Annotated in this window: 15 protein-coding genes and 1 tRNA gene; 1 reads left to right on the top strand and 15 read right to left on the bottom strand. The window is 38.5% G+C overall.

Annotation, left to right across the window (positions count from 1 at the left end):
• Positions 1-188: 188 nt before the first annotated feature.
• Both rpsT and L6471_RS13525 read right to left on the bottom strand, forming a co-directional pair.
• The gene (gene rpsT / locus L6471_RS13530; protein WP_006281605.1) at positions 189-443 is read right to left on the bottom strand and encodes a 30S ribosomal protein S20; all 255 of its coding nucleotides are present in this window, start codon (positions 441-443) and stop codon (positions 189-191) included.
• Positions 444-468: 25 nt separating this feature from the next.
• Positions 469-540 (bottom strand) — tRNA-Glu (locus L6471_RS13525).
• A gap of 124 nt (positions 541-664) precedes the next feature.
• On the opposite strand from L6471_RS13525, the gene recO reads away from it, so the two are divergent.
• Positions 665-1,390 (top strand): DNA repair protein RecO, encoded by a 726-nt coding sequence (gene recO, locus L6471_RS13520; protein ID WP_173651928.1) that lies wholly within the window; start codon positions 665-667, stop codon positions 1,388-1,390.
• Here recO and ftsZ read toward each other — a convergent pair.
• From ftsZ to mraZ, 13 genes are all read right to left on the bottom strand, one after another.
• Positions 1,387-2,727: a cell division protein FtsZ gene (ftsZ, locus tag L6471_RS13515; protein WP_027453175.1), complete on the bottom strand. Its 1,341-nt coding sequence runs from the start codon at positions 2,725-2,727 to the stop codon at positions 1,387-1,389. The genes recO and ftsZ overlap by 4 nt on opposite strands.
• 45 nt (positions 2,728-2,772) lie before the next feature.
• Positions 2,773-4,236: a cell division protein FtsA gene (gene ftsA, locus L6471_RS13510; RefSeq protein ID WP_006281602.1), complete on the bottom strand. Its 1,464-nt coding sequence runs from the start codon at positions 4,234-4,236 to the stop codon at positions 2,773-2,775.
• Between the two features lie 27 nt (positions 4,237-4,263).
• A complete protein-coding gene (locus L6471_RS13505) occupies positions 4,264-5,103 on the bottom strand; it encodes a hypothetical protein (protein ID WP_006281601.1) in 840 nt (279 codons plus the stop codon).
• A gap of 6 nt (positions 5,104-5,109) precedes the next feature.
• Positions 5,110-6,486 carry a UDP-N-acetylmuramate--L-alanine ligase gene (murC, locus tag L6471_RS13500; protein WP_094448253.1) on the bottom strand — a complete coding sequence of 459 codons (1,377 nt, stop codon included), beginning with the start codon at positions 6,484-6,486 and terminating at the stop codon, positions 5,110-5,112.
• 5 nt (positions 6,487-6,491) lie between these two features.
• A complete protein-coding gene (gene murG / locus L6471_RS13495; RefSeq protein ID WP_094448252.1) occupies positions 6,492-7,598 on the bottom strand; it encodes an undecaprenyldiphospho-muramoylpentapeptide beta-N-acetylglucosaminyltransferase in 1,107 nt (368 codons plus the stop codon).
• Positions 7,599-7,695: 97 nt separating this feature from the next.
• Positions 7,696-8,955, bottom strand: coding sequence for an FtsW/RodA/SpoVE family cell cycle protein (locus tag L6471_RS13490; protein ID WP_006281598.1), 1,260 nt, complete (start codon positions 8,953-8,955; stop codon positions 7,696-7,698).
• A 19-nt stretch (positions 8,956-8,974) separates the two neighbouring features.
• Positions 8,975-10,306, bottom strand: coding sequence for a UDP-N-acetylmuramoyl-L-alanine--D-glutamate ligase (gene murD / locus L6471_RS13485; protein WP_027453173.1), 1,332 nt, complete (start codon positions 10,304-10,306; stop codon positions 8,975-8,977).
• Between the two features lie 3 nt (positions 10,307-10,309).
• Positions 10,310-11,578, bottom strand: a complete 1,269-nt coding sequence (mraY, locus tag L6471_RS13480) for a phospho-N-acetylmuramoyl-pentapeptide-transferase (RefSeq protein WP_027453172.1) — start codon at positions 11,576-11,578, stop codon at positions 10,310-10,312.
• Positions 11,579-11,589: 11 nt separating this feature from the next.
• Positions 11,590-13,053 (bottom strand): UDP-N-acetylmuramoyl-L-alanyl-D-glutamate--2,6-diaminopimelate ligase, encoded by a 1,464-nt coding sequence (locus L6471_RS13475; RefSeq protein ID WP_006281595.1) that lies wholly within the window; start codon positions 13,051-13,053, stop codon positions 11,590-11,592.
• Between the two features lie 18 nt (positions 13,054-13,071).
• Positions 13,072-15,228 carry a penicillin-binding protein gene (locus L6471_RS13470; RefSeq protein WP_094448249.1) on the bottom strand — a complete coding sequence of 719 codons (2,157 nt, stop codon included), beginning with the start codon at positions 15,226-15,228 and terminating at the stop codon, positions 13,072-13,074.
• Complete coding sequence (locus L6471_RS13465; protein ID WP_179226451.1) at positions 15,225-15,785, bottom strand: FtsL-like putative cell division protein; 561 nt, start codon at positions 15,783-15,785, stop codon at positions 15,225-15,227. The genes L6471_RS13470 and L6471_RS13465 overlap by 4 nt, the downstream gene beginning before the upstream one ends.
• Positions 15,782-16,738, bottom strand: coding sequence for a 16S rRNA (cytosine(1402)-N(4))-methyltransferase RsmH (gene rsmH / locus L6471_RS13460; RefSeq protein WP_006281592.1), 957 nt, complete (start codon positions 16,736-16,738; stop codon positions 15,782-15,784). The genes L6471_RS13465 and rsmH overlap by 4 nt, the downstream gene beginning before the upstream one ends.
• Entirely contained in the window at positions 16,731-17,219 is a 489-nt protein-coding gene (gene mraZ / locus L6471_RS13455) for a division/cell wall cluster transcriptional repressor MraZ (protein ID WP_006281591.1), read from the bottom strand. The genes rsmH and mraZ overlap by 8 nt, the downstream gene beginning before the upstream one ends.
• Positions 17,220-17,663: the final 444 nt, after the last annotated feature.

The raw sequence follows: 17,663 nt of genomic DNA, 5'->3' as shown, positions 1-17,663 counted from the left end.
TTATTTACGTGCAAAGATACTAAAAAACAATGAAATAGGGAATAAAAGACGACTAAAATAGCCCATAAAATATGCTAAAAAAGTCTTTAAAAATGGTTTCTTCGTGATATGGATAATTGAAGGATATGTAAAAAGAACAAGGCTGAAATCTATATAGACTTCAGCCTTGTTCTGACAAAATAGCTAAATTAAGCTAATTTGTTGATATGAAGTGCTAAACCTGATTTGAGGTTTGCAGCCTTATTAGCGTGAATAATATTGGTTTTAACCAACTTATCTAACATCTTCTGAACCAATGGATAGAGCTTAACTGCTTCATCCTTTTCAGAAGTAGCGCGCAACTTACGGACAGCATTGCGCATAGTCTTTGCATAATACTTATTGTGCAAAGCCTTCTTCTTATCCTGACGGATTCTCTTGATTGATGATTTGTGATTTGCCATCTTTGTTTCTTCTTTTTATTTTTCGTAGTCCCTAGGAGAGTCGAACTCCTCTTTAGAGAATGAAAATCTCTCGTCCTAACCGATAGACGAAGGGACCTTGGCTTTATTTTGCGGGTGCAAAGTTAAGATATTATTTTTATTCCTCCAAACTTTTGAACGAAAAATTTTAGAAAACTGATGTTTTTTTGTATTTTTGCCCTAAAATAATTGAATTATTCGAGATGTTGGTAAAAACTAGAGCAATTGTGCTCCATTCGATTAAATTTAAGGAATCGCAACAGATTGTGGATATGTTGACCGAGGAGCAGGGAAGAATTTCATTTATTTGCCATGTTTCTTCTTCTAAGAAAGGCAAATACAAAAAGCAGTTTTTCCAGCCTTTAACGCTACTTTTGGTTGAATATGACTATCGAAGTAACAGTAAGTTGCAGCATCTTCAAGATATTGCCATTGAATCTCCTTATTGTTCAGTCCCTTTTGATGCATTCAAGTTGGCTATTTCAATGTTTATGGCTGAATTTTTGCTATATGCTACTCGTGATGAGCAGCAGAATATCCCTTTGTTCTCTTATATACACAACAGCATGAGGTGGCTTGATGGTGCAGTTTCTTCTTTTTCAAATTTTCATTTGGTGTTTATGATGAAGCTTTCTTTATTTTTGGGTTTTTATCCTAACTTAGAGGATTACCATCCGGGGGATATCTTTGATCTTAGAAATGCGTGTTTTTCTTCTTTGGTTCCTATTCATAAAGATTATGTATCCTCGAAAGAATCTAGCTTGATAGCTTTATTGATGCGATTGTCCTATAAAACAATGCACCTCTATACGATGTCACGCGAGGAGCGTAATCATTGTACAGAGGTGATTCTTTTATATTATCGTCTTCATATTCCGGGATTTCCGGAATTAAAATCTATAGATGTCCTTAAAAGTCTTTTTGCTTAAGCAAAGCTAATGACTCCTGGTGTAGGTGAATCTGGTTTGTCATCGTTATTATTTTCCATAACTAGTCCTGTTGCTTGTTTACGGATTTCCTCAAGCATTTGGTGAGTACGCTTGTAGGTTGGCGTATTCTCTACAGATATGATAACATCTTCATTATCAAGATCTTCAGGACGGAAGAGATAGATGTTAGGTCTGCGTTTGTACAGATTTGTTTTTCCGTCTTTGCCATAATAATGGATACGACGTTGGCGCATTTGCTCTGCTTTTTCTTCTTCTTCTGCGCGTTGAGCTGCTTCTTCCTGAGCAGATTTATTGAGACGTGTACTCATTCCATCTACATTTTCCAAGCCAAAACCTGTTGCTAAGATGGTTACTTTTACGCGTTTGCCGAGTTCAGGATCAAGAGCAAGTCCCCATTTTATTTCGAAATCGCTGCCAAACTTCGCCATGAAGTCGTTTACATCGTTCATTTCTTCCATCATCAAGCCTGCGCCTTCACCATTATTTTTGTCGCTGCTAAAGTTGATGCTTAACAAAATTTTCTTGGCATTGAAAATATCGTTGTCATTCAACAAAGGAGAGTTGAGTGCATCTTCGATAGCTTTTTTAACGCGGCCTTCGCCTTCACCGTATCCAGTACTCATGATAGCTACACCACCATCTTTTAATACAGTCTTAACGTCATTGAAGTCAAGATTGATAAGACCATGGTTCGTGATGATTTCTGCAATACTTTTTGCAGCTACACTTAGTGTATCATCTGCTTTGCCAAATGCATCGAGTACAGTAAGAGCAGGGTATATTTCGCGGAGTCGCTCATTATTGATGACCAAAAGAGCGTCTACGTGTTTAGACATCTGTTCTACGCCGTCGAGAGCCTGATCTATTTTCTTGTCTCCTTCAAATCGGAATGGTATAGTTACGATACCCACAGTAAGGATACCGAGTTCTTTTGATTCACGTGCAATTACTGGAGCTGCTCCTGTACCAGTACCGCCACCCATTCCGGCTGTTATGAATGCCATTTTCGTGCCATCGTTGAGCATGTTTTTGACATCTTCGATACTTTCTTCGGCAGCAGCTTTTGCTCTTTCTGGTTTATTACCGGCACCAAGACCTTCTGCACCTAATTGAAGATGTACTGGTACAGGTGAGTCGTTAAGAGCCTGTGCATCAGTATTACACAATACAAATGATACATCGTGAATACCTTCGCGGTACATATGGTTAACAGCGTTTCCACCGCCACCACCAACTCCGATTACTTTGATGATGCTATGTTCCTGTTCTGGTTCTCCGAAATCAACGATCGGACTATTTATATTATTATCAGCCATTGTCGTACTATTAAATGTTTTAAACTATTTCTGCAAGAAGAAAGATTATTCATCTTCGGGTTCTATCATCTTTTTGAAGAATCCTTTGATATTGTTCATAGCCTTATGAGTGAAACTATTTTTTCTTTTCTCTTCAGCGATGCGTTTTGCTTCTTCTTCCTCAGCAATGCGTTTTGCTTCATCCTCAGCTTCTTTTTTCTTTCGAGCATCTTCTTCTGCTTGTTTTTTTTCTGCAGCTGTTGGAACGATACCTGTGGTTATGGTTTCATTGATGTTACGTGTGTTGCGATTGTCTGTATTGTTTGCATTTACCGGTTTCTGATCGATTCCGCTAAAGAGATCATTTCTGATTTCATCGCCAGCACAGTTCATATCACCTTTCGCTAAAAGACCAAGAACGGTATTTAGTCTTCCGTCTTTTTCTGTGATGAGTGGATCTGTTGAGTGAATCGTGGTGTTTACAAACTTTGCTATTCTGATTTTCTCTATCTGAATATGATTGTTAAATGTGCGGAAAGCTTTCTCTATGTTAGGCATATTGGCACCACCACCTGTAAGAATGAGGCCACCTAACAGTTTGCCACTGTATTCATTTGGTACTTGGAACCATACGTTCTCAACGATTTCCTGTACTCGACCTTCGATAATCTCGATAAAGGTTTTGCTATCAATCTTGCGATCCTTATCGATAGAGTAGGTGAGCGTTTCATCAATCGCACTATTCTCTGTATAGGCACATGCATATTTTAGTTTCATCTTTTCTGCATCGAGCTCGTCCATTTGGAGCGAAGTGATGTCTTTAGTGATATTGTTGCCTCCTAACGGAATGACTGCAAGATGGCGGAGGATATTTTTGTAATATACTGATACAGTCGTAGTTTCTGCACCGAGGTCAACAAGGATACAGCCAGAGCGTTTTTCTGCATCTGTTAGTACAATATCTGCCAAAGCTAAAGGTGCTAGATACATTTCTGCAATAGCGATACCTGCGTTATCGAAGCAAGTATTCAGGTTACGATAGAAATTTTTACGCCAAAGGATGTTCAGGAAGTTTCCTTCCAATCGAGAGCATTGGATACCTACAGGATCAGCTTGATATTGATAGTCTACTTTATATTCTTGAGTAGCAGCATGCAGTATTTCCTGATCTGGATAACTCATATTGCGATTGGTATCCATGAGTTCATCTATCATTTCTTGTGAAACAATAGTATCAGTAACAAGGTCTTTTACAATAACGTTTTTCATGCTTCGGATAGATTGGCCGCCTACTCCGACATAGACTTGAGCAATATCAGCTTTCAGGATATTTTTCAACTTGGTTATGATGTGTGTGAGACATTGACCTGTCTTGTCGATGTTATAAACCACACCTTTACGAATGCATGACTCTGCGTTTTCCTGGACGGTAGCAAGTACGGTAATACTTCCGTCAAGGTTTTTTTGCCCTGCAATTCCTGTCATCTTAGATGAGCCAAGTTCAATAGCTACGATAAATTCCTTTGCCATACTTATTTTTATATGATTTTCTATTCTTTATTCTGTTACTTGATTCATATCCTGAACTTCAGGTTTTTCCTCAACTTTTGCTTGTATTTTCTTACAGATAATCTGATTATCGAATTCGAGGCTTATATGAGAATATTTGTTCCATCCAGCCTGAGATAATCCATATTTGTAGAATTTTTCTAGACGTTCCATTTTGGTCTTGGTAAATTCCGCAATTTGCTGATTTCTTTCTGCTTGTTTGTTACTTGTAGGAAGATACCCAAGGAAGACAATATGGTGTCCTATTCTCGGAATAATTTCGATTCCACGATCGGGGAGTACATTGATTTGTTCAACCAAATTTTTCCACAAATCGTTATTCATTAATTCTTGACAGAGCACTGATATATACTTCTGTGCATACCATTTGCTAATATATCCTGTAGCAATGATCATGTCGCTTGTATATTTAGTATTTGGCATAATTTGGTGGTGATCATCGACGTAATAATCATCACCATTAGCAGCTTTAATGCGAACGATAGGCATTCGTTGGGTCAGACTGATATAAATGTGCCCATCTTCTGTCTTATAACATTCGGCAGTTTTTACAAATGCGCTTGATTTAAGCATTTCTTCTATATTTCTGCTGCTAATGTATTTCATTGGCTTGGCCAATGGATACATATTATTCTGTTTCAGTCTATGCTTGATTTCATTGACGTCAAGAAAGCCATTGGTCGTTTCATCTTGTATATCAATCGTGACTTTTGTGCATATGCGATTGCTTTCATCGGGTTTGTTAAACGCGGTGAAAGCAACTACGATATATACAGCTAGTATGATATCAAAGAATATTATTAGAACTTTCTTCCAATGAATTCGCATTGTTTGTTATTTGTTTTCTAGAATTTTTGCAATTTGTGGTACATAGTTGTCTAAGTTTCCTGCACCAAGAACAACTAAGACATCGAAGTCTCGATTCTTTACATAGTCGAGAACGTCGTCTTTTAAAATCATATCTTTTTCAACACCTTCTTTTAAATTGTCGTATATCAGCTTACTGGTTACGCCAGGGATTGGTTCTTCGCGTGCTGGATAGATTTCTGTTAGAACAACTTCGTCGAATAAACTTAATGCTTCTGCAAAATCTTTATAAAAGTCACGTGTTCTTGTATAAAGATGTGGCTGAAACATGGCAGTAATCTTTCTGTTTGGATATAATTCTTTCAGACTCTTTGCGCTCTGCATTACTTCCTTAGGATGGTGTCCGTAATCAGATAAGAAAACATGCTTGTTGTTCTTAATCTTGAAATCAAAACGGCGGTCTACACCTGTATAGGTCTGCATACCATATTTGAGTTCTTCTGCAGTACAACCGTTAAGTTGTGCCATAGCCATAGCTGCGATACTATTCTCGATATTGATAGGAATAGGTTGTCCTAATTGAATATCTTTCACATTTTCGATAGGTGAAACCAGATCGAAAGTAATCTCTCCATTGTTTATGTTAATATTCTCAGCATGGAAATCACCTTCGTCACGACTGTAAGTAAATGTTTTTACCTTATCGCTAACGTTTGGTTTTACTTCAAGATTGGTGTGGATAATGAGAGCACCGCCATCTTGAATTAACTCGGTATAATGACGGAAACTTTCGAGGTATGCTTCTTTTGTGCCATATATATCCAGATGATCTGGGTCTGTGGAAGTAATGACACTCATCCAAGGACGTAGCCAGTGGAAACTTCTGTCAAATTCATCAGCTTCAATTACTACATAGTCGCTCTTATCTGAAAGGATATAGTTTGTACCATAGTTCTTAGAGATACCACCTAAGAAAGCGTTGCAGTCTAGATGACTTTGATGCATGATATGTGCGCACATGGTAGAAGTAGTCGTCTTACCATGTGTACCGGCAAAGCATAAACCTTTGTGAGTACGTGTTAGTGTGCCAAGTACTTGTGCACGTTTTACGACTTCAAAGCCATTTTCTTGGAAATATAATAGTTCCTTATGACTAGCAGGGATGGCAGGTGTATAGATAACCAAACATGAATCTTTTTTTCTGCAGGCATGAGGAATTTCGTCAAGATTTTCTTCGTAATGTATCAACATACCTTCTTTCTCTAACTGGTGAGTTAAGTCTGAAGGTGTCTTGTCGTAACCTGCTACAACAAGACCTCTGTTGATGAAATAGCGGGCGATAGCACTCATGCCGATACCACCTGCGCCTATAAAATATACAGCCTTAATATCTTTAAGTTCCATATTATTTATTTTGTAGCCAGCTTGATAACTTCATCTGCAATAATATCAGCAGAATTTGGTAAAGCCATTTTTTTTATGTTTAAACTAAGTGAATTTAGTTTGTTATTGTTGCTAACTGTTTCGATTGCCTTTTTGAGCAAAATGTCTTTAGCTTCAGAGTCTTTAACATACAATGCTGCATCTTTATTAACCAGTGCCATTGCATTCTTGGTCTGATGATCCTCTGCAACATTTGGTGAAGGTACTAGAATAACGGGTTTACCAATTAGGCAGAATTCTGAGATACTACTTGCACCAGCTCTGCTGATGACAAGGTCTGCAGCCTGATAGGCAGCACCCATATCGCTGATGAAATCTGTTATGATGAGCTGAGGCATTTCTTTGCCTTTCATTTGCTCTTGGATTGCCGCTGAATAATATTTTCCAGTTTGCCAAATAAATTGTATGTCACTGTTTTGAATAAGATCGAGATGATTGAGCACACTTTCGTTAATGGTACGTGCACCGAGACTTCCTCCAACAAGAAGTATCGTCTTTTTTTCTGGATCTAAACCAAATTTTTTGCGTGCTTCTGCTGGTGTCATTTCTGAATTCAATACATTCTGACGAACAGGATTACCAGTTTTGATTATATGGTCAGCAGGGAAAAAGCGTTCCATGTTATCGTATGCTACACAGATTTTACTTGCTTTTTTTGCTAAAATCTTGTTGGTTACACCGGCATAAGAATTTTGTTCTTGCAATAAGCATGGTATACCCTTGCTTGCACATACATTGAGAGTAGGTCCACTTGCATATCCTCCTACACCGACAGCAACCATTGGCTTAAATTCGTTTACGATTTTTTTTGCCATTCTCTGGCTCTTCCAAATCTTGTAAAGAACTTTAATATTTTTCAGTAAATTCTTGCGGTCAAAGCCGCAGATAGGGAGTCCTTTGATCTCATAACCTGCAGCAGGAACACGCTGCATCTCCATACGTCCTAAAGCTCCGATAAATAGTATTTTGGCGTCAGGACGTTTGGCTTTGATGGCATTGGCAATAGATACTGCTGGAAATATATGTCCGCCAGTTCCTCCTCCACTTATTATGATTCTAAGTTCATTTTCCATATCTTCTTTTATATTTTATTGGCAAAAGTAATCAAAAAAATCGTTTTTTTATAATTTTTGACCACTTATCTTTTATTGATTTTCCACCTTTGTAAAACTAGTTCCCTACTGGAACGTCTTCTTTGGTTTGCTCTCGTTTAGCAGCAGATCGACTTATACTCAAAATAACGCCTATATATACGCAATTGATAACAGTAGAAGTACCTCCTTTGCTGACGAGTGGAAGTGGTTGTCCGGTTACCGGAACCAATCCTACTGCTACTAGCATATTGAAAAGTGCTTGGGTGACAAGAAGTATCGCAAGTCCCATGGCTAAAAATGCTGGAAAATTGTTGCAGCATTGTCCTGCTATCCTTCCGGTTCTAAATAGTAGGATGATGTAAAGTATAGCTACGAATGCTGCTCCCTCTATACCTGTTTCTTCGATAATGATAGCGTAGATGAAGTCTGAGAACGCCTGTGAGAGAAAGTCTCTTTCTACGGAGTTACCTGGACCTTTACCGATGATATTGGATGAGGCTATGGCAATATTAGAATGAGCCACCTGAGCATCCTTGTCGAGGTCTACTTCTTGTGGTGGAATAGGTTTACTGTTTGTAAATTTTAGAATACGAGATTTCCAAGTGTCAGCTCGGTGGAATATTTTGCCAAATGTTCCTGATTCTTCTTTCTGCTCTTTGATTTCTTCAGTAAGATTTTGTGTAGACGCTTTGTCTGGAAGCTCATGACCAAAAATCATAATCGATGCTAAAGCGAGTACTATGCAGACTACAATCACACCGATAAGTTGTCCTATTTGCTTGCTTGGTACACGTCCTAATATCATCATACATAGGATAGTAGCACAGAGCAAAATGGCTGTTGACATATTTTCGATCATAATAGGAAGAACAAAAAATATACTGACAAAAAGAATATACTGAAAAGCCTTTTTATCAGCACCATGTTCTGTCTGCATGGCACTGAGTATCTGTGCAACAGCCAGTACCATGGCTCCCTTTGCGATCTCCGATGGTTGGAATTGAACGCCTAACAGACTAATCCATCTTTGTGCACCATTAGTGGATTGACCTGCAAAAAGTACCCATATCAGTGTGATAAAGGAAAAAGCCAATAGGAAGGGTGTGACGATTTTAAAATATTTGCACTTTACATTTAATGTGCAGAGCATAAAAAATAGTCCCAAGGCTAAAATACCGATGTGCTTAATCATTGGCGCCCAAAAGTTTCCTCCCTGGTATGACAGTGAACTTGAAGCTGAATATACTTCAACGATACTGAACATACAGAGGAAGAAAAATACCATCCAAATGACTTTGTCCCCCTTGAAAATATTGCCTAATTTCTCGTTATTCATTAATTGTTTTCCTCTAATTTTAGAGTGATCTTACTAGAGTTTTGAATTGTTCACCTCTGTCTTCCATATTTTTGAAGAGGTCGAAACTTGCGCAACATGGGCTGAGCAATACAGTATCGCCCGGTTGGGCCAAGTCACGACATGCCTGAACGCATTCTTTCATACCGTGTGTGTCTTTTACAGGTATGCCAAATTGGTCGAAGTTTTCGTGTAACTTTTTATTGTCAGCACCAAGATATACCAGTCCTCTACATTTTTCTTTTACTAAGTCATAAATTTGACTGTAATCATTACCCTTATCCTTACCACCGAGAATAAGTATGGTTGGAGTTTTCATGCTTTCCAAAGCATACCAGCATGCATCAACGTTTGTTGCTTTCGAGTCGTTAATGTATTGTACGCCATCTACTTTGCATACTTTTTCTAGTCGATGTTCTACGCCAGGGAAACTGCTAAGACCTTTGCGGATATCTTCTTTCTTGATGCCAGCAATATCCGCTGCAATGCCAGCAGCCAAACTGTTGTAGATATTGTGTTTGCCAGTTAGACTCATATCATCCTGTTCCATACAGAAAGGTGTAGGGTGCTCAATGATGTATTTTCCATCTTCGATATAACCAATTACATTTTTTTCTTTGATTTCAGAGAATGGACAAGCCCTACCGGTAATTTTGAATTTGTTCAGTTCCTTCTGGATAACTGGATCGTCATTCCAATAGATAAAACTATCCTCTTGAGTTTGATTCTGGAGAATACGCATTTTTGCATCTGCATAGTTTTCGAACTTGTTATCATATCTGTCCAGGTGATCAGGTGTTATGTTAAGTAGAATGGCGATATTTGCACGAAAATCGTACATATTGTCAAGTTGGAAAGAACTTAGTTCGATGATGTAATACTCATGGGGTTCTTCGGCCACCTGAAGTGCCAAACTATTACCGATGTTTCCAGCTAATCCTGCATCGTATCCTGCAGTTTTGAAGATATGATAGATAAGCGAGGTTGTAGTCGTCTTACCGTTACTACCTGTGATACATATCATCTTGGCATCAGTATATCTGCCGGCAAATTCGATTTCACTGATAATATGAATTCCTTTGTTGATGATTTTCTGAATCATTGGTGCTTCCTTAGGAATACCCGGACTCTTGATAATTTCATCAGCATTGAGTATTTTTTCTTCTGTATGCTGACCTTCTTCCCATTCTATCTGATGGTCTTCAAGCATCTTTTTGTACTTGTCTTTGATTTTAGACATATCAGAAACAAATACGTCAAATCCTTCTTTTTTGGCAAGAATTGCGGCTCCTGCACCGCTTTCTCCTGCACCCAATACTACTATTCTGCTCATGGTTTATCTAATCTTCAAAGTTATTATTGTTAATGCTGCAAGAATGATGGTAATTATCCAGAAACGGATAGTTATCTTAGACTCATGAAAGGCGCCTTTTGGCATCTTTAGAAGATACTTACATTCTGGATCTAACTGACTATCCTGTGTACGGAAGTTATCATGTATAGGGGTACGCTTGAAGACTCTCTGCTTAACACCCTTTTTCTTTCCCAATTTATAGTACCATACTTGTATGATGACACTAAGACTTTCAACAAAGAATATACCACATAAAATAGGAAGAAGCAACTCTTTGTGGATAATAATGGCGCCAACGGCGATGATACCGCCAATGGTTAGTGAACCGGTATCGCCCATGAATACTTGAGCAGGATAGGCATTATACCATAAGAAGCCGATAAGGGCTCCAATGAATGCGCAGAAAAATACTACCAATTCTTCTGATCCCGGAATATACATGATATTCAGGTAAGATGCAAATTGTATGTGCGAACTGACATATGCCAGTATGCCTAAAGCTACGCCTATTATCGCAGAGTTTCCTGCACACATACCATCCATACCATCGTTTAGATTGGCTCCGTTTGATACTGCGGTAACGACAAATATGGTCATGATAACAAAAAGTATCCACCCCGCTGCTACACGATATTTACCGCAGAACGACGTGATTCTAGAATAATCCAGATTATGCCCTTTGACAAATGGTATAGTCGTTTTTAAAGACTTTTTGCTTTCCGTGCGATGCTTAATTACGGTTTCTTGTCCTTGGTGCTCTATAGCCAGATTCTCATTCATTTTTACATCCGGTGATGCCCATAGTACTAAACCAACAATAAGGCCAATACCGATTTGTCCTACGATTTTATACTTACCCTTCAAGCCTTCTTTGTCTCGTTTGAAGATTTTAATGAAATCGTCCATACCACCAAGAAATCCTAACCATACGGTTGTGATAATCATAAGGATTAAGTAGGTATTTCGAAGACGGCCTAATAGGAGTACAGGTAGTAGAATAGCGACAATGATGATAATGCCACCCATAGATGGTACACCTATCTTTTTTACTCCAAATGGGTCTATAGAAGCATCACGTTGTGTCTCTGTTATTTGCTTGCTTTTCAAATATTTTATGAATCGCTCACCAAACCAGGCTGAAATGGTCAGTGAGAAAATAAGGGCAAGTAAAGCACGGAATGAGATATACCCCCACATGTGTGCTCCGCTAATGCCATATTGCTCTAAGAATCTAAACAGATAGTATAACATATTTTCTTATTTTAGTCTTCTTTTTCAGAATCAAAGATTTCTTGTAGTACTTCCTTATCATCAAAGTGGTGCTTTACTCCTTTGATATCTTGATAGTTCTCATGTCCCTTGCCTGCAATAAGGATAACATCACCTTTTTGGGCTAGCATACAGGCTGTACGAATACCTTCTTTTCGGTCAACAATGCTGATTACTTTTTTCATCTGTTTGTTGTCCAGACCGGCGAGCATGTCATTGATAATATCCTGAGGTTCTTCGAATCTCGGGTTATCACTAGTGATAATAACTTTGTCGCTTTGTTTTACTGCTTCCTGAGCCATCAATGGGCGTTTACCTTTGTCTCGGTTACCACCTGCTCCACAAACAGTGATGACATGGCCTTTGCCGTTGAGTACTTCGTGTATAGCGTTGAGTACGTTTTCTAATGCATCTGGTGTATGTGCATAATCTACAATAGCTGTATAGCCGTTAGGAGAGTGGAAAGGCTGTAAGCGTCCATTTACACTATGAAGAGCGCTTAAAGCTACAAGAACGTCTTCTGGATCTTTGCCAAGCATAACAGCTGCTCCATATACAGCAAGAAGATTACTTACATTAAATTTACCGATGAACTGTACATTTACTTCCTTGCCATTTACTTCCAGTTCCATACCATCAAAATGGCACTCTAAAATTTTAGCACTGAAATCTGCTAGAGTACGAATAGAGTATGTCTTGACTGTAGCTTTAGTATTTTGTACCATTATCATGCCGTTTTTGTCATCAGCATTGGTAATAGCAAAAGCGTCTTTAGATAATCCGTCGAAAAATGCCTTCTTAGCATTGCGATAGTTTTCGAAAGTTTTGTGGTAGTCTAGATGATCGCGAGTCAAGTTGGTAAAGAGAGCGCCTGCAAACTTTAATCCTCCAATTCTCTTCTGGTGGATGGCATGGCTACTGCACTCCATAAACGCATATTCGCATCCAGCTTTTACCATCTCACTCAAAAGTGCATTCAGTTCGATAGGATCTGGAGTAGTGTGGTCAGCTGGTACTGCCTTATCTTCGATGTAGTTACATACTGTAGATAGAAGTCCACATTTGTGGCCCATTCTACGGAACATATTATATAATAAGGTAGCAATAGTTGTTTTTCCATTAGTTCCTGTGACACCAACTAGTATAAGGTGATGAGAAGGATTACCATAAAATGCAGTTGCTACTTTTCCCACAGAGTCTTCTGTAGATTCTACTTGTATATAAGTAATACCCTCAGTGTACTGCTGAGGCATATCTTCAAGCAAAATGGCGGTAGCACCCAGTTCGATAGCTTTAGCGATATAGGCGTGACCGTCAGTTTGTGTTCCTTTCATGGCGATGAACAGATGGCCTTTCTCGATTTTACGGGAGTCGATGTTCACGCCGGTAACTTCTTTTTCGACATCACCGATAATTTGTATCGGTTTAATGTCATAGAGCAACTCTTGTAATTTCATCATTATATGTTTTATATTTTATTTCAAAATTAGATAGCACTTTTCGTTTTTCTTAATGTAGTGTCCGGCAGGTAGACTTTGTTTTACTACTTTTCCCCTTCCATCAATGATAGTCTTGACACCTCTGCTCTCTATGGCATATACAGCATCACGGGCACCCATACCTAGTACGTCAGGAATGACCTTCTTACTATAAGACGGTTCTTTTATTAGCGCTATGGTCTTATTATTCTTATTCTGAGCTTTTCCCCATATAGGGTTGCCGTTTAGGTAAGAACCAGACCAGTTTGTATTAGTCTTGATACCTAGAGTATTCAGTACATTATAAGCGGCTGTCAGGTTTCCGTTCAGTACATCAGGTATCAGTATAGAAGAAGCATCTTTTGCATCTTCTATATTAACCTTCAGTCTTTGTGCCATTATACCTTCTGCAATATTGTGGAATACGACGCCACTCATACCACCTCCAGAAGCAGGTAGGCCTGACTTTTGAATACAAACGATGCAACTGTATTCTGGTGCATCAGAAGGGAAATATCCTGCAAAACTCAGCAGATAATTGGTTCCACCTGCTTTATATCCAGCAGAACCTTTTGACATCTGCGCAGTACCTGTTTTACCTGATACCTTAAACGATTCTGAGCCGGCCTTCTTTCCCAGTCCAACACTTACCACCTGTTCCAGGATGGTTTGTATTTTCTTGATACTCGTAGGTTTGGCTATGGCTGGTCGTATCACTTCAGGAGGAAATTCCATTACGGTTTTTCCGTCTTTTACTACTCTCTGTACAAATCTAGGGCGCATCATCTTACCATTGTTAGCAATAGCGTTATAGAATGTCAGTGTAGAAATTGGTGGAATTTGAGTAACATAACCGATACTCATCCATGGTAAATCAGTTCTACTCCAATTATCATATTGTCCGTGACTATTTTTGTGTGGCATTCTAATACGGGCAGGTGTTGCACCGACAAGAGGAATGCCAAGGTCATCTCCAATACCAGTTCGTAAAATACTCTTTACGAATTTTTCTGGATTATTGCGATAATGATCATCGATGATACGACTTACACCTACATTTGAGCTATACCAAAGGGTTTGTGGTAAGGTGAGGAGACCGTAACCGCCTTTACGCCAGTTCCAGTCTTTCATCTCCCGTCCGTACATTGGCCATACTCCAGCTGCTGTTTCAACTTTGGCTGTTGTATCGACAACTCCATCATCAAGGGCTACGAGAATTGATGCCGTCTTAAAGACAGAGCCCGGTTCGAGCAAGTCACTTACAGCATGGTTATGAATTTCTCGATATTCGTTATCAAAGCATTTTTCCATATTTACAATGGCCTTGATGTCACCAGTAGCTACTTCCATGACGATAGCTACTCCTACGTTACCATTGATTTCTCTTAATTCATCGACAACGGCTCGTTCAGCCAAGTCTTGGATGTCTACATCGATAGTCGTAATGATATCTGCTCCGTCTACAGGTGGCGTATCGGTGATATTCAAGAATTTGTTTCTTACCTTTCGTCGATGTACGATACCATTTTTGCCTCTTAGAATAGAGTCATATGAAAGCTCCAAACCAAATCGAGCAGTATCTTTTGCACCATACATAGCTCCAATAGTACGACCTGCAAGTGATCCGTATGAACGTTTGCGGGCATTATACTCTTCGTAGTGAAAGCCGCTCTTGTATGGGCTAAGATTGAAAATAGGAAGGACCTTGATTTCAGTAAAGGTGTTATAGTCGATTCGTTTAGGCCAAATAGCCCAATGTCTACTTAATTTGGTTCGTCCCTCAGCCAAGTGATTTTTGAATGCAGCTGATGACTTTTCTGGGAATATATGATGTAGCCCCTCTGCTATAGAATCTATTTTAGCATCCCATAGAGAGTCATTGTTTGCATCTTTCAGAGCCTTAAAGTCCATGTAAACTTTAAACTCTGGAAGTGAACTGGCAAGGAATTGGCCTTTGCAACTTAATATGTTTCCACGTGCCGGTTTTACCTTTACGCTGTCCTTTTTGACACGATCGGCAACTTGCATCCAGTAATCGTGTTTGGCAGTCATGATATATAAAGTTCTGCCAACGACTGTTACAGCAATAAATGTCATTGCTATTGCAATACAGCGGTAACGTGGAATTACTTTTTTATAGTTAAACTTGCTCATTCTTCGGGTACATTAATAATATATGGAGGTTGGCTAGCTATCTTCAGCACACTATCTTTGTTGTTTTTCAACATTTGAAGTATATGGCTTTCTCGATTTCTTTCTGTGAGCTGGCTACTTGTAGATAATGCTCTATACTTTGCATTCTGTAATTCTACTTGTAATCTATCAATTTCTATCATGTCTTTTTGAACAGAATATCGATTAGAAATATATATGATGACAAAGAAAACCACCAGTACAATTAACCAAATCTGGCTTCTGATAGCTTGTGCAGAAAGAATATCACCACCAAGAATCTTTCGGAGTGTAAATCGGGCTGATAAAGGTTCGTCTTCTTCTATAGCTTGCTTTACTATAGCCTGTTTTAAAGATTCAACCATAGGCTCACTTCCTGTAGATTCAGTTTTCAGAGGCTTATCCTTTTCTTCTTCAAGCTTTTCCGAATTCTCTTTACTAGAGACAATTACAGTTTTTGGGGCGATTTCTTCAAGAGGTGTATTCTTGTTGCTATCGTCTTTCTGATCTCCTGTATTTTTGTTTGTTTCTGATGTCATAGTTTCTCTGCAATTCTCAACTTGGCACTTCGACTTCTTGGATTATTTTCTTGCTCTTCTTGATCTGGTATGATTACCTTGTTATTGATCAGTTTGTAAGGAGTCTCAGACTTGCCAAAGAAATCTTTTACGATTTTACCTTCAGGATTTCCTGATTTCATGACGTTTTTAACGATTCTATCTTCTAGAGAATGATAGGTGATTACGGATAATCGTCCACCTGGGCGAAGTAGCTCTGTTGCTGAATTCAGCATTTCCTTCAAAGCGTCCATTTCATGATTTACCTCTATGCGAAGAGCTTGGAAAAGTCGAGCCATATCTTTCTTTTCTTTTTCTCTTTTGAAAAGAGGTTCTGTGGCTTTGATGAAATCTTGCGTTGTCAGAATTTTCTGATTTTGTCGATACCTTACAAGTGCGTTAGCTATCTTTCGGCTGTTTTTTAACTCGCCATAAAGATAAAAGATATCGGCTAATTGGCTTTCTGGATAGTTGTTTACTATGTCTGCAGCTGTCATGTCTGCTCGTTTGTTCATTCTCATATCCAGTGGTGAGTCAAAGCGAAACGAAAAACCGCGGTCTTTATCGTCAAAGTGATGTGACGACACGCCTAAGTCGGCTAGTAGTCCATCAATATAATCTACATGGTAGTATCTCATCCAATTTTTGATATATCGGAAGTTTGATCTTACAAATGTAAATCTAGGGTCATCTATAAAGCGATGGTCCTTTTCATTTGATCCTGCTTCTGCATAGTAAATATTATTTTCTGCATCTGCATCTTGGTCAAAACTGTAGAGATGAGCTTGAGAGTCCAGACATGAAAGAATTTTGCTGGAATGTCCACCTCCGCCAAAGGTTACATCGATGTAGATGCCGCCAGGTTGGATATTCAGTCCGTTTACGGTCTGTTCAAGGAGAACGGGTACGTGATATGTCTCTGCAGTCTTAATCATTGTTTTTTGTTTGAATTATATTGTAATTTGTTGATTCCTGTGGACTCATCATTTCTTGAAGTATGTTACTGAACTCTTCAGGGTCTTTCATCTGTGCGGTACAGGTGTCATTGTTCCAAATCTCGATGCAATCACCCATTCCGATAAATTTGATGTTTTGATTGATACCGGTCTGGGTTAATTGGCGTTTAGAAATCAGAAATCTCCCATTACTGTCTAGGTTAAGAATTTCAGCATCACTCACAAACTGACGAAATATACGTTGATGTTCTGCATTCCATCGATTAAGGCGTGATCGAAGTGAATCCATCTGTTCGTTCCAGACTGATTCCGGATAGATGACCAAACAAGGTTGAAATACATCTTTGCGTAATATAAGGCCTTCTTCGCCAGACGCAGATAGCACCTTGCGGAAAGTAGCTGGCAAAAAGGCTCTTCCTTTTGAGTCAACTTTAGCTTCTATGTTCCCTATAAATCGCATGCGTACATAATTAATAGAAAACTGGGTTCAAAGTTACACATTTTTCCCCACAAATCTCCACTTTGCTCCACAAATTTCAAAAAACTTATAAAAATAGAGATTTTGTATTTGTTAGTAATTGTTATGATAGAATTCTTTTTTTTAAAGTTTCTTTTAAAATAATCCATATGCTATAATAGTGATGATGAAATATATTTTCTGTAAAATGTAAATAAATTATTAAAAAAATAACAAATATATTAATATTAATTTACATAAGTATGAATAGAAAGTTAGATGGAACGTTTTCAAGAGTAAAATGGCTATAGATAGTAGTTATAGCGTTGAATCATAGTGTGTTGTCAGAAAAACAATTGGTTTAAAGTGTAATACAGTAAAAATATTTTTGTTTGTTTTAGTGTGATTCTATACAAAAAAAGTGTGTTAAAATATGTTGAGAAAACT

The organism is Segatella bryantii, from assembly GCF_022024215.1.
GTDB lineage: Bacteria > Bacteroidota > Bacteroidia > Bacteroidales > Bacteroidaceae > Prevotella > Prevotella bryantii.
This window is presented reverse-complemented; position numbering and strand designations above follow the sequence as displayed.